General features: G+C 64.8%; 12 protein-coding genes. 4 read left to right on the top strand and 8 right to left on the bottom strand.

Annotated elements, in window-relative coordinates:
• Positions 1–87: 87 nt before the first annotated feature.
• From VN706_25500 to VN706_25510, 3 genes are all read right to left on the bottom strand, one after another.
• Positions 88–1,218, bottom strand: a complete 1,131-nt coding sequence (locus VN706_25500; GenBank protein ID HXT19008.1) for a HAMP domain-containing sensor histidine kinase — start codon at positions 1,216–1,218, stop codon at positions 88–90.
• Positions 1,219–1,459: 241 nt separating this feature from the next.
• Complete coding sequence (locus VN706_25505; protein HXT19009.1) at positions 1,460–3,652, bottom strand: protein kinase; 2,193 nt, start codon at positions 3,650–3,652, stop codon at positions 1,460–1,462.
• Positions 3,633–4,319 (bottom strand): hypothetical protein, encoded by a 687-nt coding sequence (locus VN706_25510; GenBank protein ID HXT19010.1) that lies wholly within the window; start codon positions 4,317–4,319, stop codon positions 3,633–3,635. Before VN706_25510 ends, VN706_25505 begins: the two co-directional genes overlap by 20 nt.
• A gap of 18 nt (positions 4,320–4,337) precedes the next feature.
• On the opposite strand from VN706_25510, the gene VN706_25515 reads away from it, so the two are divergent.
• The 4 genes from VN706_25515 (at position 4,338) to VN706_25530 (ending at position 8,824) form a co-directional block, all read left to right on the top strand.
• On the top strand, positions 4,338–5,720 hold the full coding sequence (locus VN706_25515) for a hypothetical protein (protein ID HXT19011.1): 1,383 nt from the start codon (positions 4,338–4,340) through the stop codon (positions 5,718–5,720).
• Between the two features lie 2 nt (positions 5,721–5,722).
• Positions 5,723–8,128: an ABC transporter permease gene (locus VN706_25520; protein ID HXT19012.1), complete on the top strand. Its 2,406-nt coding sequence runs from the start codon at positions 5,723–5,725 to the stop codon at positions 8,126–8,128.
• Between the two features lie 76 nt (positions 8,129–8,204).
• A complete protein-coding gene (locus VN706_25525; protein ID HXT19013.1) occupies positions 8,205–8,336 on the top strand; it encodes a hypothetical protein in 132 nt (43 codons plus the stop codon).
• Positions 8,333–8,824, top strand: coding sequence for a hypothetical protein (locus VN706_25530; protein ID HXT19014.1), 492 nt, complete (start codon positions 8,333–8,335; stop codon positions 8,822–8,824). The genes VN706_25525 and VN706_25530 overlap by 4 nt, the downstream gene beginning before the upstream one ends.
• Before the next feature lie 31 nt (positions 8,825–8,855).
• Here VN706_25530 and VN706_25535 read toward each other — a convergent pair whose 3' ends face one another.
• The 5 genes from VN706_25535 to VN706_25555 all read right to left on the bottom strand — a co-directional run bounded on the left by VN706_25535 (position 8,856) and on the right by VN706_25555 (position 22,254).
• On the bottom strand, positions 8,856–10,646 hold the full coding sequence (locus VN706_25535; protein ID HXT19015.1) for an ATP-binding protein: 1,791 nt from the start codon (positions 10,644–10,646) through the stop codon (positions 8,856–8,858).
• A complete protein-coding gene (locus VN706_25540) occupies positions 10,643–11,224 on the bottom strand; it encodes a chemotaxis protein CheB (protein ID HXT19016.1) in 582 nt (193 codons plus the stop codon). The genes VN706_25535 and VN706_25540 overlap by 4 nt, the downstream gene beginning before the upstream one ends.
• 1 nt (position 11,225) lies before the next feature.
• Entirely contained in the window at positions 11,226–12,098 is an 873-nt protein-coding gene (locus VN706_25545) for a protein-glutamate O-methyltransferase CheR (GenBank protein ID HXT19017.1), read from the bottom strand.
• Entirely contained in the window at positions 12,083–19,117 is a 7,035-nt protein-coding gene (locus VN706_25550) for a HAMP domain-containing protein (GenBank protein ID HXT19018.1), read from the bottom strand. The genes VN706_25545 and VN706_25550 overlap by 16 nt, the downstream gene beginning before the upstream one ends.
• A 314-nt stretch (positions 19,118–19,431) precedes the next feature.
• A complete protein-coding gene (locus VN706_25555) occupies positions 19,432–22,254 on the bottom strand; it encodes a BTAD domain-containing putative transcriptional regulator (GenBank protein ID HXT19019.1) in 2,823 nt (940 codons plus the stop codon).
• Positions 22,255–22,363 lie beyond the last annotated feature (109 nt).

A 22,363-nucleotide genomic window follows, 5' to 3' on the forward strand; every position in this document is an offset into this window, starting at 1 on the left:
TCGGGACGCAGCGTTGCGCATTTGCCGCCGCTGCACGCGGCCATGCCCGCGCGCAAAGCGCGCCATTCCCTGCGGCAACGCCGCGCCTCAGTCTATCGGCAGCACCAGCGTGAACGCCGACCCCTTTCCCGGCTCCGAATCGACCTCGATCCGCCCGCCGAGCAACTCGGCCAAGCCGCGCGAGATGTACAGTCCGAGCCCCGTCCCGCCGTGCCGCCGGGTGAGTCCCGTGTCGAGCTGCGCGAACGGCTTGAACAGCCGTTCGAGGTCGCGGTTCGCGATGCCGATACCCGTATCACGCACGATGAAGCACACGTCGCCGTTGCGCCGCGCCAGCTCGAGATGCACCGAGCCCGCGTCGGTGAACTTCACCGCGTTGCCGGCGAGATTGACGAGGATCTGCCGGATCTTGTCCACGTCGCTCGTCATGCGGATGGGTTTCGCCGGCAGCGAGCAGGAAAACTCGAGATGCTTCTGCCGCGCGAGCGGCTCGACGACGGCGACCGCGGCGCGCACGAGATCCGCGGCCAGAAAATCCGTGGGCCGAACCGTTTCGCGGCCCTCGTCGAGACTCGAGAACGCGAGTACCTCTTCGATCACCGCGGCGAGATGCTGCGTGACCGATCGCATGCGCTCGAGCACGTCCAGCTGACTTTCGGTGAGCGGACCCAGCACCTGGTCGACTAGCAGCTCCTCGTAACCCGCGAGCGCGGTCAGAGGCGTGCGCAGCTCGTGCGAAACCGTCGCGAGAAAGCGGCTCTTCGCGCGATCCGCCGCTTGCGCCCGATCGAACAGCTCCGACTTCCATAATGCGAGCGCGGCGTAGTCGGCGATCACACGCAGCCGATGAGCCTGCCACGGCGCGAACGGTTCCGCGCCGATGTCCCGCGTCACGGCGATGACGCCCAGAATGTTGTTGTGGGCGATCAGCGGCGCGAGCAGCATCGGCCCCACGGCGACTTCGGGAACGACTTTCGTCAGCGGGCGTGATGATTCGCTGAAGTTGTCGACCGACACGACGTCGCGGGTGCGCAGCACCTCGCGCGCGAGCGAGCCCGGAAGCGAAAAGCGCCTCGTACGCGCGACGATCAGCGCTCCGATCGCCGCGACGACTTCTCCTTCGCTGCCGGCGGCCTTCATCACCGCCGCGCCGTTTCCCTCGCACTGCTCGGCGCCCGCTCGGCAGAGCGTCTCGAGCATGGCGGGCGTTTCGGTCACGGCGGCGAGCTGATGCGCAAGGACGCGCAGTGCTTCGCCGTCCTCAGATGCGCGTTGGTCGCCGTCCGGTGTCAGCGGAGCTGAGCGAGGGGTCTCGTGCCCGACCACGTCAGGACTGGAGGCAGATTGATCGAGCTCCGCTTGCGGTGAATGGCCGAGAGCAGGCGATGCGCATCTTTCGGTCACGCATGTGGGGAATATAGCGATGGGCGTTCGCGACGGGCGATGGGCGTGACCGTCGTCACACGCTCGCTGTTCGTCGCGCGTCGGTCGTCGCGGCGCTCTCCAGCCAATCGTGCAGCTCGCTCGCGCCGCGGGGGCGCTGCTCGCGATTCTTTGAGAGAACTCGCATTACAATATCAGAAATCGCCACCGGGACGTCCGGCTCCAGCTCGTGCGGCGACTGCGGGCGCTCCTCGATGACTTTCGTGATGAGCGTGATCGGCGTGTCGGCTTCGTGCGGCAGCCGCCCGGTGAGACACTCGTAGATCACCACGCCCGCGGCATAGAGATCGGCGCGCTCGTCGATCTCTTCGCCGAACAGCTGCTCGGGCGCCATGTACTCCGGCGTGCCGACGACCATTCCGGCCTGCGTGTGGCCGGAGGTGCGCTGCGTCAGCCGGGCGATCCCGAAGTCCATCACCTTCAGCACGCCGTCCGGCTGCACGACCATGTTCTGCGGCTTGATGTCGCGATGGATGACGCCCTCTTCGTGCGCGACCTGGAGCGCGCGGCACAGCTGCTTGGCGATCGGTAACGTCACCGACGCCGGCAGTCGTCCGCGAGACAGAATCAGATCCTTCAGCGACTTGCCTTCGACGAATTCCATCGTGATGAAGTAGACGCCGCCCACTTCGCCCAGGTCGTACGTGCGCACCACGTTCCGGTGCGCGATGCGCCGCGCGAGCCTGATCTCGCTCTTGAAACGGTCGAGCGCGGATGGATCCTGCTGCACGAGCTCCGGTTTGAGCGTTTTCACCGCCACGACTTCGCCGAGCTCGCGATCGGTGGCTTTGTAGACCATGCCCATGCCGCCGACACCCAGCACTGTCGTGATCTCGTAGCGAACGGCGAGCGTCTGTCCCGGCTCGAGCACCGCCGCAGGAGTCCCCATGGCCTGCGCGGCCATCGTGGGCGTGACGGCGTGAATCGGCAGGGTGCGTCCACCCCCCGGGCTCTGGAGAAACTCGACGAGTGCCTGCTTGTCGCGCAGATCGGCGAGCAGACGCCGGAACGCGTCGGCCAGTGTTCCGATCTCGTCGCGGCTCGTGACGGGAATGTCCGCGTCGTAGTCGCCGTCCGCGGCGCGCTGCGTCGCGCCGACGAGGGCGCGCACCGGCCGCACGATCTGCCGGGCGATCGCCAGCGACAACAGGAACGCCACCAGCAGGCCGCCCGCGCCTGTTAAGAGAAGTGTATTTCTTAATTTATAATAACCGGCGAGCTCGCGGTCGCGATCGCGCAGCGCGATGAACCCGCCGACCTCCGTGCCCGCGGCGCTCAGCAGCTCGACGTGCTGGCCGACGTAGCGGCGATCGCCCAGGTCGATCTCGCGCCGCTCGCCGCTCATCATCATCATGTGGTGCGCATCCATCCGCCATCCGGTGTCCGCCTCGGTCAACGCACCCTCCAGACCGCGCTGCACCTCCGCAAGGCCGCCGAATTTCGGTGGACTGATGATGATCGCCGGCTTCTTCTCCCGCGTCATGGCGTAAAACACGATGTCGCTGCCGGTCTGCCGGCCGATCCCGGCGGCGACCGTATCGGTGATCATTCGCGCGGCCATGAGCACGGGCGCCAACGCGCCGTTTCCGATGCGCACCGCGACGGCGTCGAACAGCATCGTGTCGGACACGACGCCGAATCCGGCGGTCGGCTTGCCTTCGAGCGCGCCGCTCACGAGCGCCGACTGATTCAGATCGGCGTGCTCCGCGCCCGGCTCGTCACTCTTCGCGAGACGAATACCGTCGGCGCCGATGATCTGCGTCCAGTTCGCGCCGACTTCATCCGCCGCGGTGGATGCCTGGTCGAACAGCGTCGCCGAATCGTTCGCGACGATCGCGCCGCCGACGGTCGAGGCGAAGCTCGGCTGCGCCGCATAAAGTTGGGCGAGCCGAGTGAGGCGGTCACGCTGCTGCGTGAGAATGTCGCTGACGCGCTGGCCCGTTTGCTCGAGGCCCACGCGCACCGCTTCATCGGCGGCATTGGAAGCGACGGTCGACGCAACCGCGAGCGTCACGACGAGGACGACGGCGACCACCACCGCGGTCCCGATGAAGATGCGCCACGCCAATCCGACTCTTGGAGCCAGGGTGGCGCGCGATGGCGCAGCCGGCGGCGGCGTGGGTTGTGGCGGCGAGAGCGGAACTGTCGGTTCCCCGCCGCGCCGCGCGACGCTCAGCGGCTGCGTGCGATCAGTAGATGTCTCCGCCATTGGCGTAGTCTTTTCCGAATTTGTTCTTGTGCTGGACGTATTTGTATCCGCGTGCGTCCAGTTGATACTTGAGATCCTTGAGTCCCGTCGCGGGAACCACGAGCGTGTCCACGCGTTCGCCGCCGCGGTCGTGCCACACATGAATGGCGTACTTGCCGGCCGGGACCTTCTCGATGTTGAATCGTCCATCGTTGCCGGCCTGCGTGAAGTACGGCGTCTTCACCGCGATGACGAAGGCCGTCATCTTCGGATGCACGTTGCAGTAGATGGGATACACGCCCGCGGCCTTGAACACGTTGTCGCGCGTCTTGCCCTTGCCATACGCCTCCGTATCGAACGGACCTTGCGGCGCTTTCGAAAAGGCGTTGTGTGTAAATGGATCCTGGTTGGGAAATTCGATCTTGCTGCCTTCGGTGATCACGCGCACGCGCGGCGCGAATTGGCGCGCCTGCAACGCGATCGACGTATTCGTCGGCGCGAGTCGTCCTTTGACGCCGCCGGTTGGTTCCAGATAGATGACCGTGTTGCTCAAATCCTCGGTCGGATCGTTCGCCTTTTCCTGAATCGCGACCTGGCCGCTGACGGCACTCTGCGCTCGAACGGTTGACGTGGCCCCGCCAGCGAGCGCGGCGCCGATGAACAGCGTGAATAGTGTTCGGTACGACATATGATCGGAGGGCGAAGGATGCGTGAACGAGACTCGCGGTCGGCGCCGGACCCAATCGAGCACTCCTACTCTTGGGGACCGATTGCCCTACCGTCAAGGACGATCTTCTCTCTCCGCTGCATCACGGCGTGTCTCGCATCGCTGGGCGCGGCACCCACGTTCGCGCACGCGCAGGATACGTCGCGAGTGACGCCGCCGGATTCACTCATCGCGCGCATCCGGGCGCTCGAATCCGCCGTCGAGGTGCTGCAAAAGCAGGTGAACGAGCAGGCAGCAAGCGCGGTGCAAACGCATAGCCGCGCGCAGTTCGAGATCACGGGCCGCGTCGTCATGAACGCCTTCAGCAACGAACGCGCGGTGAACAATGTCGATGATCCGCAGTTCGTTCGCCCCGACTCCGCCTCGCCGCGTTCAGCGCACGGCTTCGGCATGGCGGTTCGCCAAACGATGCTCGGCGCGCGCCTGACGGTGCCGGATGTTGCCGGCGCAACGTTCTCGGGCGTCATGGACGTCGACTTCTATGGCGGCCAACAACCGTCGAGCGGTGGACGAGCGTTTCCTCTGCTGCGTATTCGAACGGCGCACGGAACGCTGCGTTGGTCGCGCGCCGAGGTGCTCGCCGGACAGGAGGTTCCGCTCTTCTCGCCTCTGAATCCGATCAGTCCCGCGGCGTTTGGAACACCCGGCTTCGTCGGGGCAGGCAATCTTTGGTTGTGGCTTCCGCAGCTGCGTGTCACGGGCGAAACCGGGTCGCACATCAAGCTCGCGCTGCAAGGCGCCGTACTCGCGCCGGCAAGCGGTGATGCGCAAACGCCCTTCGACACGGACTTCGACCCCGCCGAGCGTTCGCGTCGTCCGTCGTTCGAGACACGGATTCGCGTTCGATGGGGCGAGGATGAACTCGCTGGAGAAGGCGGCTGCGCCTTCCACGTCGGTTGGCTCGCCGTTCCTGGCACCGCGACGACGCTCGGCGATTCGCTGCTGGCGAGCCGCGGCGCCGGTTGCGACCTGCGTCTGCCACTCCAGCGCTGGCTCGAGTTCCGCGGCGAATTCTACGGCGGGCAGCTCATGCGCGGACTGGGCGCCGGAGCGATCGGTCAGGGCGTCAATTCGTTTGGACAGCCCATTCGCAATGTCGCGGGATGGGGGCAGTTGAACGCCCGGCCTGTTGGACGCATCTGGTCCGGTGGTATCGGCTGTGGCTTCGATGCGCCTCGACAGGCGGACGTCGCGCGCGACGCGAACAGCCGTCACGAGAACAACGCGTGCTCGGTGTATAGCATAGTACATCCGACGGGACCCGCCTTCGTCGGGTTCGAGTGGCGGCGCCTGTCCACCGAGTACGCACGCGGTACGTTCAGGAACAATCATCTGAACCTTGCAACAGGTTTCGAGTTTTGAAAATGCCGATGATCAGCGATCGCGTTCGCGTTGCGGCTCGCACGCTTCGTAGGCAAGCGGGATTCTCGACGGTCGTCGTGCTCTCGCTTGCGCTCGCGATCGCGCTCAACACGACCATGTACGGCGTGCTCGACGCCCTCGTGCATCCGCGCGTCGACGTCCGCGATCCGGAGTCATTGTTCGCGGTCAGGATGTTCGGCGATTATCATTTGCGCGTCAGCAACGCGCAGCGCGACTCCCTGGTGCTCTCGGGGACGCACGCGGTGGAGCAGGTAGCGTGGTTCGACGCGGTCTCGTCGTATCGCAGCACTCAGCTGGTCGCCGGCGGCCGATACGCCGACGCGTCCGTCGGGCCGGTGAGTGTCGAATACTTTCGCCTGCTCGCTCCTCGCGTTCTTCGGGGAAGAGTCTTTCTCCAGAGCGACGTCGACGCGGGCACGAAGCCGATGGTACTCGGCGAGCAGCTCGCCGACCAACTGTTTCCGCCCGGAGTCGATCCGGTCGGCACGGTAATCAAGAGCGGCGACAGCACGTACACCGTGATTGGTGTGCTCTCGCGATACTCGCGCTTTCAGGCCGATGACTACGCCGGAGCGTGGGTGCTCGGCAAGAGCAAGCCGGCCGAGATGTACTCGCGCATCATGCGCGTCAAGCATGGAACGTCGTTCTCGCAGCTACAGCATGAGCTCGACGTCGTGGCCGAGCGGATTGCCGCGTTGGCGGGTGAAGAACCGCGCGACGTCGCCTTCCGCATTCATCTGCCAAACAAGAAAGAAGTCGCCATCCGCACGCTCCACTATGCGTTGATGGCTGCCGTTATCGCCGTGTTGCTCGTCGCGTGCGCGAACGTGGCGAACATGCAGCTCGCGCGCGGAATTGCCCGCAGCCGTGAGCTCGCGCTGCGGACGGCGTTGGGTGCGACGCGTGGTCGCATCATCGCGCACCTGCTTATCGAGTCGCTGATGCTCGCGGGGATCGGTCTCGGACTCGGATTGGCGCTGACGTTCGCCGGCAATGCGTTGCTTCGCGCATCCATCCCGCCCAGTGTCGGTGAATACATCGTCGAGCCGCGCATGAGTTGGCGCGTGCTGCTCTTCGCGATCGGCGCAACGATGGCGTGCATTCTCATCGTCGGTGTGCTGCCCGCGATCAAGGTTTCGCACGTCGATCCGAATGAGCTGCTGAAGTCGGGCGCCGGCACGGGTGCGACACGACGACATCGGCGCGGATATGGTTTTCTCGTGGTCGCCGAGCTGGCGCTGACTCTCGGATTGTTGAGCGGGGCGACTGTGATGGTTCGCGGCGCGATCCATTCAGCGAGTGCGTGGCTGGGATACGATCCAATGCGCCTGGCGACCGGATATTTCATTCGTCGGCCGGCGCGAAAGGAATACATTCTTCAGTCCGAGTGGCTCTCGTCCGTCGCCCAACGCATGCGTGCGCTGCCTGGCATCGTGAACGCCGCGGCCGACATGTCCGGCTCGTATGCAGGCGGCGGCGCATTGCTCGCGGACTCGAGTGGCGTGCGCGAGTTGATTGTCGCCGGCTATTCATATCACGTCGTTTCACCGTCGTACTTTCGCACGATGGGTCTGCCGATCATCGCGGGCCGAGACTTCCGTGACGGCGAGCGCGATCAACCGGCGATCGTCATCGACGAATACACCGCGCGAAAGTTGTGGCCGAACGCCAATCCCGTTGGTGCGCTCATGAAGCTCGGCAATGCGCGCTCGCAGCGGCCGTTCGTGCGCATCGTCGGCGTCGTGGGTGAGAATGACGAACATGGAAAACCACAGCTGGTGGATCTGAGCGATTTTGGCGCGACGATCGGGTACGTGTACTATCTTCCCGGCCCCGCCGACACGCTGGCCATGGGTCCGTACGGTGTGGCGGCGAGCGTGACCCTGCGGACGTCGCGCAACCCGGCGACGGTCCTGCAGGAGATGCGTACCGCCGGCGTCACGCGCGCCCTCACCATGGATGACGCGATGGGCCTGAGTCGGGGGCGTGAGAGTCGCGGTTTTCTGGCAAAGCTCTTCACGCTGTTCGCCGCGCTTGGTCTGGGACTCGCCGCGTTTGGTGTGTACGGCGTCGTCGCGCATTCGGTGGCCGAGCGCCGGCGCGAGATTGGTGTGCGTATCGCGCTCGGCGCCACGGCGCGCGATGTCCTGCACGCGGTGTTGCGTGAGAGCGTCATCATCGCGCTGCTCGGCGTCGCGCTCGGACTGCTCTTTACGAAGTATGGCGTGATGTTGGTTGCGCAGTTCTCGGCGAACGAGGACATCTTCAACGCCCCACTCTTCGCCGGTGTGGCGCTGTTCCTCGCGTCGGCAGCCGCGGCGAGTGCGTTGGTTCCCGCGATGCGTGCGACGCGTGTCGATCCCACCGAATCCCTGCGGAGCGAATGACGATGGACGATCGCCGGATTGGACGCAAGCTGCAGTCGGGCGCGTCTTCCTGGGTCGAACCGAGTCGAAATCGGTGATGCTCCTGCTTTCCGATCCGAAAGGCCGGCCGCGCATCCGACTTGCGGTGGACTCCGCGGGCGTGCCGGCCATCGAATTCTTCGATGATGCCGGCCACGCGACGGCGCGGATTCCCGAGGTCAAGACATGATTCGTCGGATGTTGGCCGGTGTCATCCTGATCGTGGCGGCGAAAGCGTCGGCGGCGCAGCTGCCGATACCATCGTTTGCGGTCGTTGGTGGAGTGTCGAACTACAACCTGAATGGGTCGGGCAGCGCGCCGATCGGCGCGCTGCGCGTCGACGTTCCACTGATTGCCCTCGTCGCGGAAGGCAGTCTTGGCGTGTTCCGTCCGACCGTGAACGACACCGCTCGCACGTACGTGATTCCCGAAGTGCAGCTGCAATGGCAGCTGCTGCCGCTCCTGGTGCGGCCCTATCTCGGCGTGGGCGCCGGCTGGTTTCGGGCGGTCAGCGGTCCCGATCCGCATCGGAACGATCTGACGCTCTCGGCATCCGCCGGCGTGCGATTCTCGATTCCGCTGCTCCCGATCGGCCTGCGCGCCGAAGCGCGGGTGCGCGGCATGGGCTCGGGCTTCGGCGACCACGCCACCGAATTGACCGTCGGGGCAAGTTTTTAGTATTGGTATTCTAAAACAATAACGAGCGCGATCAGCGCGCGAGCTCACCGCTCGCGGCGCGCAGACTCGGCTCGGCGCGCGCCGGCGCTTCGCGCTCGTCGGCGGCTTCGCGCGGCATCTCCTGGTCGACGAGACGCAGGCCGCCGCGCGCCTCCGCGTTCTGCGGCAGCCGCAGCGTGAAGGTGCTGCCTTTCCCGACCACGGAATCGACGGTGAGCGATCCGCGCAGTAGCTGCGCCAGGCGGCGCGAGATCGGCAAACCGAGACCGGTGCCGTCCTGCAGCTGGGTTTTGCCGAGTTGGACGAATTCGTGGAAGATGCGCTCCTGATCTTCCTTCGAGATGCCTTCGCCTTCGTCGTGCACCTCGACGGTGACGCCATCCTCGTCGTTCGACACGCACGACACGGCGATCGGCTTGCCGCCGCCGAACTTGATGGCGTTCGAGAGGAGGTTGAGCAGGATCTGCCGCAGGCGGCGCGGATCGGAAATGATCTTGACCGGCTCTTCGGGCTTGAAGTCGAGCGTCAGCGCCGAGCCGTGTTCGTCGGCCAGCGGGCGGACGGTGACGAAGAGATCCTCGATGAGCGAGGGGAACTCGACCGGCTGCAGACGCAGATCGATCTTGCCGGCTTCGATCTTCGACAGATCGAGCACGTCGTTCACCAGCTCGAGCAGGTGCCGCGCCGCCTTCTGCGTCCGTTCGATGCCCTCGGCCTGCTTGTCGTTCAGCGGGCCATAGATTCTTTCTAATAACAGCGTGCTATAGCCAAGCACGGCATTGATCGGCGTGCGGAGCTCGTGGCTCATCGACGCGTAGAATCGGCTGCGGGCCGTCATCGCGCGTTCGAGATCGAGCTGCCGGTGATGCAGCTCCTCGTTCAGCTCCTTGAGCTCGCGCGCCGACTCGGCCAGCGACGTCGCCTGCTCGCGCAGCGCCTGCTCCTGGCGCATGCGCTCGGACACGTCGCGCATGATGACCGTGTACGTGCGCCCCGTCGCTCCGTCGAGACACGAAATCGAGGCTTCGATCGGGAACGTGTCGCCGTTCGCGCGGCGTGCGGTGAGCGAGTGCGGCTGCACCGCCACCGTGTCGGTCTGCGTGCGGACGGTATCCGCGGTATGACACAGCGCACCAACCGTGTCGTTCTCGAGCCCTTCGGGGAAGAACCGGCGAATCGGCCCGTTGATCGCGTGGTCGGTCGTCACGCCGAACATGCGCTCGGCCGCGCCGTTCATCAGCGTGACTTTTCCGTCCGCGTCGAACACGATGATGGCGTCCATCGCCGAGCTGACGATCTCGCGGAACCGCGCCTCGGACTGCAGCAGCTCGTTCATGTGCTGCAGCTCGAGCTCCTGCCGCTCGATGTCGCGTATGCGCTGCTCCTGCTCGGCAATCCGCCGCTGCTGCACGTACAGGTCGACGAACACCTGAACCTTCGAGCGCAGAATGGCCGGCTGGAACGGCTTGAACATGTAGTCGACCGCGCCGACCGAGTACCCCTTGTAGACGTACTCGTCTTCCTTGCTGATCGCCGTGAGGAAGATGATCGGCGTGAACTTCGTGCGTTCGCGCGCCTTGATCAGCTCGGCCGTCTCGAAGCCGTTGAGTCCCGGCATCTGCACGTCGAGCAGGATCACGGCGAACTCGCGCTCGAGCAGGCAGCGCAACGCGTCTTCGCCGCTCGACGCGCGCACCAGGCGCTGGCCGAGGGGCTCGAGAATGGCTTCGAGCGCCAGGAGGTTCTCGGCCCGGTCGTCGACGAGCAGAATGTCGACTTGATCGGGCTTGGCCGCGTGCCTCGCCATCTCGCTCGGTGTCATGAGCGCGCCGTGTGTTCGGCGGCCGGCAACGCGGACAGCGCGTGTGCGATCTCGCTGATCGTCAGTTGCCGTGCCTCGGGCACCGACTCCGCGGCGGACGCCGGCATCATCGGGCTTTCGGCCGTCTGCGGCAGTTGCACGAACGTCAAGCCGCCGCGGTCTTGAATGCGCTTGAGGCCGCGCGCTCCGTCGGCATTCGCGCCCGTGAGTACGACGCCGACGCTCCGCGCGCCGTACGCATCGGCCACGCTCTCGAATGTGACGTCGATCGACGGCCGGCTGTAGCGGACCGGTTCGTCGGTGCTCAGCGAGAAATATCCGTCCTCGATCAGCAGGTGATAGTCGGCCGGAGCGACGTGCACGTGCCCGCCGACGATCGGCGCCTTGTCTTCGATCTCACACACCGGCAGCGGCGTGCTGTCCTGTAGCAGAGTGCTCAACAGATTATCCGACTGTCGATGGCGATGCTGCACGATGACGACAGGCAACGCGAACGTCGCCGGAAGACCGCGAACCAACTCCTTGAGCGCGATGAGGCCGCCCCACGACGTCCCGACCACCACGATTTCGTAGGCCACGCTACCTGACTTTTCGGTAGATCTTTTCCTTCGCACTCAGCCTTTCGTAGCAAGGCTCGTACTTCGAGAAGCGCAGCGACTCCTTGCTGCCCAGCGCCAGCACCCCAAACATCACCAGACTCTCGTAGAACAAGGCATGCACCCGGTGTTGCAAGTTCCGGTCGAAATAGATGAGGACGTTGCGGCAGAAGATGACGTTGAACTCGCTGAACGACCGGTCGGTCACCAGGTTGTGCTGCGAAAACACCACGTTCCGCGTGAGCGACGGACTGAACAGCGCGCCGTCGTACTTGGCGGTGTAATACTCCGAGAACGACCGCTTCCCGCCGGCCCGGATGTAATTGTCCGTGTACTCCTGCATCCGGTTGAGCGGAAATATGCCCGAGCGCGCCTGCTGCAATACCGCATCGTTGATGTCCGTCGCGTAGATGCGCGTCCGGTCCAACAGCCCTTCTTCCTCCAGCATGATCGCCGTGGAATACACTTCCTCGCCCGTCGAACAGCCCGCGTGCCAGATGCGCACGAACGGGTACGTCCTGAGCAGCGGCACGACCTCGTTCCGGAACGTCTCGTAAAACGCCGGATCGCGAAACATCGCCGTGACGCTCACCGACAGATCGAGCAGCAGGCGCTCCATCGCGCTCGTGTCGTGCAAGACGACCGCCTGCAGTTCGGAGACCGAGCTCAGCCCTTCGGCTTCGACGCGCTTCCATAGCCGTCTCCGGATCGACGCATACGCGTACGACCGGAAGTCGAAGCCGTAATGCCGAAAGATCCCCTCCAGCAACAGCTCGATCTCGACGCGCTCGAGCTCGGCATCATAACTGACCGGTGGCCCATGCAGCGATCGCGTCGGCCTTAGCGGTACAGCCATACCCGCATCAGACTCAACAGCTGCTCCGTGTCCACCGGCTTCGTGATGTAGTCCGACGCGCCCGCCGCGATGCACTTCTCACGATCCCCCTTCATCGCCTTCGCCGTGAGCGCGATGATCGGCAGCGTCCGGAACCGGGGCCGTTCGCGAATGGCACGCGTGGTCTCGTAGCCATCCATCTCGGGCATCATCACATCCATCAGGACGAGATCGATGCCCTGCGTCGACTCCAGCTTCGCGATCGCGTCCTTGCCGTTCTCCGCGAAGGTGACGTTCATGCCGTGCTCTTCGAGCACGCTGGTGAGCGAGAAGATGTTGCGGACGTCGTCGTCCACGATGAGCACGTTCTTGCCGGCGAACACCGCATCGGTATTGTGCAGCCGCTCGAGCATCCGGCGCTTCTGCTCCGGCAAACGAGCCTCGACCCGGTGCAGGAACAGCGCCGTCTCATCCAGCAACCGCTCCGGCGACTTCACATCTTTCACGATGATCGTCTCGGCGTAGCGGCGAAGGCGCGTGTCCTCCTCCTGACTCAGCTCCTTCCCCGTGTAGATGATGATCGGCAATTCCTGAATGCCCGGGTCGGCCTTGATCGTCTCGAGCAGCTCGAAGCCGTCGGCTCCGCTGCCGAGCCCAAGGTCGAGCACCATGCAGTCGAACCGTGTTTCGCGCAGCTTGTCGAGCGCCTCTTCCGCCGTGCCGACCGCCGTGATCTCCACGTCCTCGTGCGCGATCAGCTCGACCATGCTCTTTCGCTGCGTCTCGTCGTCTTCCACCACCAGCAATCGCTTCACCTGCTGGTCGATGAACGTCGAGATCTTGGTGAACGACTCCTCGAGCGCCTCCTTCGACACCGGCTTCTCGAGATACGCGATGGCGCCGGCTTTGAGTCCCTGCTGGCGTTCACGAATGCCCGTGATGATGTGCACTGGAATGTGCCGGGTGTCGGGGTGATGCTTGAGTCGATCGAGCACCGCCCATCCGTCAATGCCCGGCATGTCGATGTCGAGCGTGATGGCATCCGGATGGAACGCATGCGCGATGCGAAGCCCCGTGTCACCGTCCAGCGCCACGAGCCCCTTGAAGTCCTTGTCGCGCGCCATGTCGAGCAGGATCTTCGCGAAACTCGGCTCGTTCTCGATCACGAGCACGACGCGATCGCCCGGCTCGATTTCATCGCGATCGTCCTCGAAGCCCTCGGGCCGTGGCAAATCCTCGAGATCGATGTTCGACAGATCGGGCGCGTCGACCGTCTGCGTCGCGGTGCCGCCATCGTCGAGATCGTCGTCCCAGGCCTGCGCTGGACGTTGAGCGATGGCCGTTGGGCGTGACGACGCAATCCGCGGCGATTCGGCGCGAGACTCGACACGCTGCGACGCGCGGCGGCGTGACGTGCCTTCGTCGCTCGGTGCGCGCTGCGCGTCGATCGCCGCTTCGGGCAACCGCGCCGGCACGAACAACGTGAATGTGCTGCCCTGACCGGGCGTGCTCTCGACGCGGATCTCGCCGCCGAGCAAGCGCGCCATCTCGCGGCTGATCGAGAGACCCAGGCCCGTGCCGCCGTACTTGCGGCTGGTCGTGCCGTCCGCCTGCTGGAACGCCTCGAAGATGAGTTGTTGCTTGTCGCGCGGAATGCCGATGCCGGTGTCCTTCACCTCGAACGCGATCACACCGCCTTCGACACGATCCAGCGAACGACTCGCGAACCGCTTGTTCGACTCGGCGCGGTGAATCGACAGCGTGACGCCGCCGCGCTCGGTGAACTTGAACGCGTTCGAGAGCAGGTTCTTGATCACTTGTTGCAAACGCTGGCCGTCGGTGTAGATCGGCGACGGGACGTCGGCCGCGATGTTCACGTCGAAGCTCAGGTTCTTTTGTTCGGCGACCGGCTTGAACGTCCGCTCGACGAAGTCCTTCACTTCGTTCATCGGCAGGTCGGTCGGATTAATCTCCATCTTCCCGGCTTCGACCTTCGACAGATCGAGAATGTCGTTGATGAGGTTGAGGAGGTCCGTGCCCGACGAGTAGATCGTCTGCGCGAACTCGACCTGCTTCTTCGACAGATTCTGATCCTTGTTCTCTGTCAACAGCTTGGCGAGGATGAGCAGCGAGTTGAGCGGCGTGCGCAGCTCGTGGCTCATGTTCGCCAGGAATTCGTTCTTGTACTTCGAGCTGAGCGCGAGCTGCTCGGCCTTCTCCTCGAGCGCGACACGCGCCGACTCGACCTCGCGGTTCTTCTGCTCGACCTTTGCGTTCTGCTCGGCGAGCAGTGAGGCCTTCTCCTCGAGCTCTTCGTTGACCTGCTGCAGCTCTTCCTGCTGTTCCTTGAGCAGCTCTTCCGACTGCCGCAGCGTGCGCGCCTGCTGCTCCAGCTCCTGGTTCGACTTCTTGAGCTCTTCCTGCTGCTGCTGGAGCTCCTTCGACTGCGACTGCAGCTCCTGCGTCAGCTTCTGCGACTGCTCCAGCAGCTCCTCGGTGCGCATGTTCGCCTGAATCATGTTCAGCACGACGCCGATCGATTCAGCGAGCTGGTCGAGGAACGTCTGGTGGATTTGCGAGAACGGCAGGAACGAGGCGAGCTCGATGACCGCTTTGACTTCGCCTTCGAACAGGATCGGAAGAACGATGATGTTCCGTGGCGGAGCCTCACCCAGACCGGACGTGATCTGGATGTAGTCATCAGGCACGTTCTGCAGCAGGATCGGCTGCTTCTCGAGCGCGGCCTGTCCGACCAGTCCCTCACCGGGCGCGAATCGATTCGCCACATGCTTGCGCGCGCGATAGGCGTAGCTCGCGACGAGCTTCAACAGCTGCCCGCCCGCGTCCTGATCGGCGATGAAGAAGGCGCCATGGTGCGCCGACACCAAGGGTGTCAGCTCTGACATGATCAATCTCGAAACTGACTCGAGATCCTTCTGGCCCTGCATCATGCGGCTGAACTTCGCCAGATTGGTCTTGAGCCAGTCCTGCTCCTGGTTGCGCTCGGTCGTCTCGCGCAGGTTCGCGATCATCTGGTTGATGTTCTGCTTGAGCTCATCGAGCTCGCCCTGCGCGTCGACGGTGATCTGCCGCGTCAGGTCGCCCTTCGTCACCGCGGTCGCGACGTCGGCGATGTTGCGCACCTGGACGGTGAGCGAGTTCGCCATCGCGTTCACGCTGTCAGTGAGCGCCTTCCACGTTCCGGCAACCCCCGGCACTTCGGCCTGGCCGCCGAGTTTTCCTTCCGTACCGACTTCCTTGGCGACGCGCGTGACTTCGTCGGCGAAGACTCGCAGGCGATCCACCATGTTGTTGATGGTGTTCTTGAGCGAGAGCACCTCGCCTTGCGCTTCGACGGTGATCTTCTGCGACAGGTCGCCGTTGGCGACCGCCGTCGTGACGTCCGCGATGTTTCGCACCTGCGTCGTCAGGTTCGACGCGAGACCGTTCACGTTGTCGGTGAGGTCGCGCCACACACCGGCCGCGCCAGGCACCTTCGCTTGGCCACCCAGCTTTCCTTCCGTTCCCACTTCGCGCGCCACGCGCGTGACTTCGCCGGCGAATGCGTTCAGCTGGTCCACCATCGTATTGATGGTGTTCTTGAGCTCGAGAATTTCTCCTCGCACGTCGACGGTGATCTTTCGAGACAGATCGCCGCGCGCGACCGCGGTCGTCACGTCGGCGATGTTACGCACCTGCACCGTCAGGTTGCCGGCCATCGCGTTCACGTTGTCGGTCAGATCCTTCCACGTTCCACCGACACCCGGCACACTGGCCTGGCCGCCCAGTCGGCCCTCCGTTCCCACTTCGCGCGCCACGCGGCTGACTTCGTCCGCGAAGATGCGAAGTTTCTCCACCATGTTGTTGATGGTGTCCTTCAAGTCGAGCACTTCGCCTCGAACCTCGACGGTGATCTTCTGTGAGAGGTCACCGTTGGCGACGGCGGTCGTGACCAGTGCGATGTTGCGCACCTGATTGGTCAGGTTCGCCGCCATGAAGTTCACGTTGTCCGTGAGATCCTTCCACGTGCCGGCGACGCCCGGCACGTTCGCCTGACCGCCCAGGATGCCCTCGGTACCTACTTCGCGCGCCACGCGTGTGACTTCGGAGGCAAACGCCGACAGCTGATCCACCATCGTGTTGATGGTGTTCTTGAGCGCCAGCACTTCGCCCTTCGCTTCGACCGTGATCTTGCGCGACAGATCGCCCTTCGCCACCGCGGTCGTCACGTCGGCGATGTTTCTCACCTGATTGGTGAGGTTGTTCGCCATGCCGTTCACGTTCTCGGTGAGCGACTTCCACGTGCCGGCGACGCCGGGCACGTTCGCCTGGCCGCCCAGCACGCCTTCGGTGCCGACCTCGCGCGCCACGCGAATGACTTCGCCCGCGAACGCGTTCAGCTGGTCCACCATCTTGTTTACTACTTCTTTAATTTGAAGAATCTCACCCTGCGCTTCGACGGTGATCTTGCGCGTCAGGTCGCCGTTCGCGATGGCGGTGGCCACCGCGCTCACGTCGCGCAGCTGGACGGTCAGGTTGGCGGCCATGCCGTTCACGTTCTCGGTGAGGTCGCGCCACGTTCCGCTCACACCCTCGACTCGCGCCTGGCCGCCCAGCTTTCCTTCGGTACCGACTTCCTTCGCGACGCGCGTGACTTCCGACGCGAACGCGTTGAGCTGATCCACCATCGTGTTGATCGTGTTCTTCAGCTCCAGCACCTCGCCCTGCACGTTCACCGTGATCTTGCGCGACAGATCGCCCTTAGCGACCGCCGTCGTCACGTCCGCGATGTTGCGCACCTGCGCCGTCAGGTTGCCGGCCATGGCGTTCACGTTGTCGGTCAGGCCCTTCCACGTGCCGGCCACACCAGGCACGTTCGCCTGACCACCCAGCACACCTTCCGTTCCCACTTCTCGCGCCACGCGCGACACTTCGTCCGCGAAGATGCGCAGCTTCTCCACCATGTTGTTGATGGTGTCCTTGAGCTCCAACACCTCGCCGCGCGCGTCGACCGTAATTTTTTGCGATAGATCACCATTCGCGACCGCGGTCGTGACCAACGCGATGTTACGCACCTGATTCGTCAGGTTGTTGGCCATGCCGTTCACGTTGTCGGTGAGATCCTTCCACGTGCCGGCAACGCCTGGCACGTTGGCTTGTCCACCGAGCACACCTTCCGTTCCCACCTCGCGCGCCACGCGCGTCACTTCCGCCGCGAACGCCGACAGCTGATCCACCATCGTATTGATGGTGCTCTTGAGCGTGAGCACCTCGCCCTTCGCTTCCACGGTGATTTTTCGCGACAGGTCGCCGTTCGCAACAGCGGTTGTAACGTCCGCGATATTTCTGACTTGTCCTGTAAGGTTGTTCGCCATCGCGTTCACCGAGTCGGTCAGATCCTTCCACGTGCCGCCAACACCTGGCACGTTCGCCTGTCCACCCAGCACGCCTTCCGTTCCTACTTCGCGCGCCACGCGCGTCACTTCGTCGGCGAAGACGCCGAGTCGGTCGACCATGTCGTTGATCGTGTTCGCGAGCTCCAGGATTTCTCCCTTCGCTTCGACAGCGATCTTTTGCGAGAGATCGCCATTCGCAACAGCGGTCGTGACCAACGCGATGTTACGCACCTGATTGGTCAGGTTCGCGGCCATGAAGTTCACGTTGTCGGTGAGATCCTTCCACGTCCCCGACACACCGCTCACTTCCGCCTGGCCGCCCAGCACGCCCTCCGTACCCACCTCGCGAGCCACGCGCGTCACTTCCGCCGCGAATGCCGAGAGCTGGTCCACCATCGTATTGATCGTGTTCTTGAGCGCGAGCACCTCGCCGCGCGCCTCCACCGTGATCTTCCGCGACAGATCACCCTTCGCCACCGCCGTCGTCACATCCGCGATGTTTCGCACCTGACTGGTCAGGTTGCCGGCCATCGCGTTCACCGAGTCCGTCAGATCCTTCCACGTGCCGCCAACACCTGGCACGTTCGCCTGGCCGCCCAGCACGCCCTCCGTTCCCACTTCGCGCGCCACACGCGTTACTTCGCTTGCAAAGGCCGACAGCTGGTCGACCATGATGTTGATCGTGTCCTTCAACTCCAGCACTTCGCCCTTCGCTTCGACTGTGATCTTTTGTGACAAATCACCATTCGCCACGGCCGTCGTGACAACAGCGATATTACGCACCTGGTTCGTCAGGTTCGACGCCATCGCGTTCACCGACTCCGTCAGATCCTTCCACGTGCCGGCGACGCCCGGCACGTTCGCCTGGCCGCCCAGCACGCCTTCCGTTCCCACTTCGCGCGCCACGCGCGTCACTTCGCTCGCGAACGAGTTGAGCTGATCCACCATGCGGTTCACCGTCGAACCGATGCGGAAGAACTCGCCCTGCACCTGCTTGCCCTCGATCTCCAGCTCCACCTTCTGCGACAGGTCGCCCTCGGCGACCGCCTTGATGACGCGCGAGACCTCGGACGTCGGTTGTACGAGATCGCTAATGAGAGAATTGACAGAGTCGACCGCCACCATCCACTGGCCGCCGATCCCCGCCATCACCACGCGGTCGCGCATCTTTCCCTCGCGCCCGACCGAAGTGCTGACGCGGCTCAATTCCTCGACGAACCGCCCCTGCTTCTGCGTGACGTTGTTGAACACGTCGATGATCTCGGCCATCAACGGATCGCCGTTGGCGGCAAGCCGGACCGAGAAGTCGCCCGCGTTCACCGCGCGGAGGCCGGCAAGGAGCCGATGCAGCGACCGTTCGCGCGACGCACGCCGGTCCTTCCCGGCCGTTGGCTCGTGCGATTCGTCGATCGCGTCGTCGTTGTCGCTCTGGACGGCGATGTCTACGCCGCTGTCGCCCGCGGCCGCTTCGGCGCGTGCCGAGCGCTCAGCGCGCCGCGCCTTGCCGCCGTTCTTCGCGCCGGCCTTCTTGCCGCCGCGACGGCCGCCATTGCCATTGCCGTTTCCGCCGCGCCCGCGCTCGTGATTCTCTACCGGCGCCGATGCGTCATCATCAAGAAATTCGGGTCTATCGCCGACGCCCACGGTCAGCTCCTGACAAAAGGGGTACGATGCCGATGGCCAGCGAGTAGGGGATCGCTGGTCAAATCGAAGTGGTGATGTCTGTGTGCGACCGCCCGGCGCTTTCGACACGCCAGGTGTTGCGAGCCAGAGCTCGCTTGCTCCATTACTTCAAGAGTGATGCCGGACTCTTCCGTACGGCCGAGCGCGGGTCGTGCGCGCTCCTCCCTGTCCCGGTTGGTGGCCCCTCATCTTGCCGTGGCCGGCGAAGGGATGCTTGCAAAAACCGAGCACAGGAATCTGGCGATGACCAGTCGAGCTCCCTGAGGCTCAACCCCTCACGGACCGCTTCGGGCCCGGGCAAGGAGCGGCGCCCAGTCGGCATCCGCGTCCGCGAGCAACGCCGCCGCCCGCCTCGACATCTGTCGCGCCGAATCTGACAGGCTCAGCTGCTGGTACGCGGACGCCGCGCCAAGAAAAACCGGCGCGCGATACATGATGTCATAAGCCCCGGGATCGGGAAACGTCTCGTACCAGCGCAGCGCTTCACGCGGCCGACCCACGGCGCGCAACAGCTCGGCACGCAGGAATCGCTCGTGCGCCGCCGGATAGTGCAGCACGTCGGGCAACACACCGCCGGGCAGCGGCGCCGGGGATCCAAGCGCCGCGAGTGCATCGGATGCCCGCCCCTGGCCATGCAGCACCTCAGCGCGAACGAGGCGCGCCACGCTGTGCTGGTACGCCGCGTCCGCGACATTCTCGGTCGCACTGTCGAGCTGCCGCGCGTATTTCATCGCGCTCGCGGTGTCTTGCATCTTGAGCGACAACATCGCGAGCAGATATCCGCGGCGCGGGGGATAAATACTGTTCACGGCGAAGTGGTCGGCGCCCGGTCCGATCAACCCTTCATCGTGTTGCGCGAGGAGCTCCGCTCGCAGCGTCCTCGCTTCGTCGCTCGGCGTCGCGCGAAACGGGAGCGACGCAAGCGCCGCGCGATACTCGATCGAGCGAGCCGGCGTCAATAAGGGCCCGGCCACGAGCGCGGTCATCGCGTCAGCCGTCTTGCCTCGCGCCATCGCCATTTCCGCCGAGAGGATCGCACCTCTCACGCGAAACCCCTGGGCTCGGCGCGGCGATGTGAGCGCATCGGCCAATCCGCGCGCGAGCGGATACTCCGCCGTGCTCGCCGCGGCGAACGATACGACCGAGAATGCCGCGTTGTCGTCGAGTCGCGCGATCGCCGCGTGCAATCGGTCGCTCTCGGCACGATCGCCGGCGACGTGCGCACGCAACACGCGCAGCTCGAGCGCCTGCGGCTCGTCCACTCCCATCGCGAGCGCGCGACGCACCAGCGAGTCGAGCGCGCCGCCGCGTCCTTCCGAGGCAGCGATACGCGCGAGATGCACGATGCTGCTCGCTTCGCCCGTGATTGCCAACGCTTGCTCGAACGCATCGCGCGCCTCGTCTTTCGTCCAACCGAGCATCGGTCCCCAGTGAAACCGCAGCTCGCCAAGCTCGTACCACGCATCCGCCGTCCCGATGTCGTTGGCGAGCACGAGCCGCGTCAGCCGGTCGGCCTCGAGCGGACGTCCGGCCTCATAGGCCCACCACGCGCGCACGCGTGTCTGATCGAGCGGCGACAGCCGATCGGCGTAGCGCAACGCACGCTGCGTCGCGAAGTCGGACATCGCGTAATCGCCCGCCCACATCGCGGCGCGACTCAGATCGACGTAGCCGAGCGCGAACGTCGTGTCCGCGTCCACGGCGGACTTGTAGGCTTTCATCGCCTCGGCGAAACGGCCGGAACGAAGTGCGCGCTCGCCATCCATGAAGGCGCGCACCGCGACGAGCGACGCCGTGAAATGCGTCGGCGGCTGATGCACCCGCGGCGCGATGCTGGTGGGTTGCAACGTCATGATTTGCCACGCGATGTCAGCGCTGAGCGAATCGACGTCGCGCGTGAATCCGGTCGCGGCGGCGTGGGCGATCGGCTCGCGGCCCACGATCGTGTCGAACAGCGTCGCCGTCACGTCGATCGAGTCCCCGCGCGCGTCGATACGCCCCAACAATCGAAAGCGCGCGCTCGCCGATGCCGCATCAACAGCGCGCAGCGAGCCTTCTCGATCGAGCCGCGCGGAGATCGCGCGTGCGAGTCGCTCGCCGACGTCGCGGGCGTGGGCCGCGCCCTCGACGACGAAGGGCGAAACGGCGACGCTGAATCGTGCGTGCGTGGCGTCCGCGCGATCTCGTCCGACGATCACCCACGCAACGAGCAGGACGATCGCCAGCGCCGCCGAACCAATCGCCGCCATTCGCGTACGCCAGATCGAGCGCGGTCGCGGAACAGAATTGGCGGCGACGGCGGGCTCACGCGACGTCTGCGTTTCAATCACCGGGGCCGAATCGATCGGCGGTGCGGAGGGCATCTCCGCCCTCGGCGTCTGGCGATCGCGAATCGACTCCATCAACGCCGTCGTCTCGGCGTCGGGCTCCGCATCGAGCTCGGCACGCAAGAGCGCTGAGAATTCATCGTACGTGCGGAGCGCCCCGGCACGATCCGACGCCTTGTCGAGCACTGCGATCACACGCCGCACGCTCGCTTCGTCGAACGCATCGAGCGACATGGCGCGGCGCGCCCACTCGATCGATGCAGCGAGCCGACCCGCGGCCTCTTCGCGTTCGCTGAGCATGCGCGACGCCTGCAACGCCCGTCCGCGCAGCCGCGCGCGCTCCCGCTCGAGCCAATGATCGAATTCGGGCGCTTCGTCCACGTGAAAACCGGGCAACAGATCGCCGCGATACAACGCCATCGCTTCGGCGAGCGCCCCGCGATCGAACGCGTCCTCGAACCCGGCCGCGTCGCACCACACCAAATGCCAATCCAGCCCGAGCTCCGCGTGTCCGCGGCTGATGAGCGCGTCGGCGCCGAGCGCCTGCCGCAGGTAACTGACCGCTTTGCTGAGCGAGCCGCGCGCATGCTCATCGTCACGCTCGGGCCACAACAACGCCACGAGCGAGTCGCGCCGGTGATAGCCGCGCGGAACAGCCACCGCCAGGTAGGCCAACACGGCCTGCCGCTTGGGCTGTGCGAGCACGGAATCGAGAACGCGCCCGTTCGCTCCCGTGAGCTCGAGGCGGCCAAGTACTTGGAGGTTAATCACTTAGAGCGAGTCAGAAATTGGCAGGAATCGGTCAGACTCGGCGCCCAACGTTATGGCGCGTTCACCGTTCTCGCAATTACACAACGCTCCCGGACCAGTGAGCAAGACC

The sequence above is a fragment of the Gemmatimonadaceae bacterium genome (assembly GCA_035606695.1).
GTDB lineage: Bacteria > Gemmatimonadota > Gemmatimonadetes > Gemmatimonadales > Gemmatimonadaceae > JAQBQB01.

What these genes read in the sequence shown, in the direction of transcription:
- VN706_25535 (HXT19015.1), bottom strand. Translation starts at nt 10,646, where the DNA reads ATGACACCGAGCGAGATGGCGAGGCACGCGGCCAAGCCCGATCAAGTC.
- VN706_25510 (HXT19010.1), bottom strand. Translation starts at nt 4,319, where the DNA reads ATGTCGTACCGAACACTATTCACGCTGTTCATCGGCGCCGCGCTCGCT.
- VN706_25515 (HXT19011.1), top strand. Translation starts at nt 4,338, where the DNA reads ATGCGTGAACGAGACTCGCGGTCGGCGCCGGACCCAATCGAGCACTCC.
- VN706_25545 (HXT19017.1), bottom strand. Translation starts at nt 12,098, where the DNA reads ATGGCTGTACCGCTAAGGCCGACGCGATCGCTGCATGGGCCACCGGTC.
- VN706_25530 (HXT19014.1), top strand. Translation starts at nt 8,333, where the DNA reads ATGATTCGTCGGATGTTGGCCGGTGTCATCCTGATCGTGGCGGCGAAA.
- VN706_25520 (HXT19012.1), top strand. Translation starts at nt 5,723, where the DNA reads ATGCCGATGATCAGCGATCGCGTTCGCGTTGCGGCTCGCACGCTTCGT.
- VN706_25505 (HXT19009.1), bottom strand. Translation starts at nt 3,652, where the DNA reads ATGGCGGAGACATCTACTGATCGCACGCAGCCGCTGAGCGTCGCGCGG.
- VN706_25525 (HXT19013.1), top strand. Translation starts at nt 8,205, where the DNA reads ATGCTCCTGCTTTCCGATCCGAAAGGCCGGCCGCGCATCCGACTTGCG.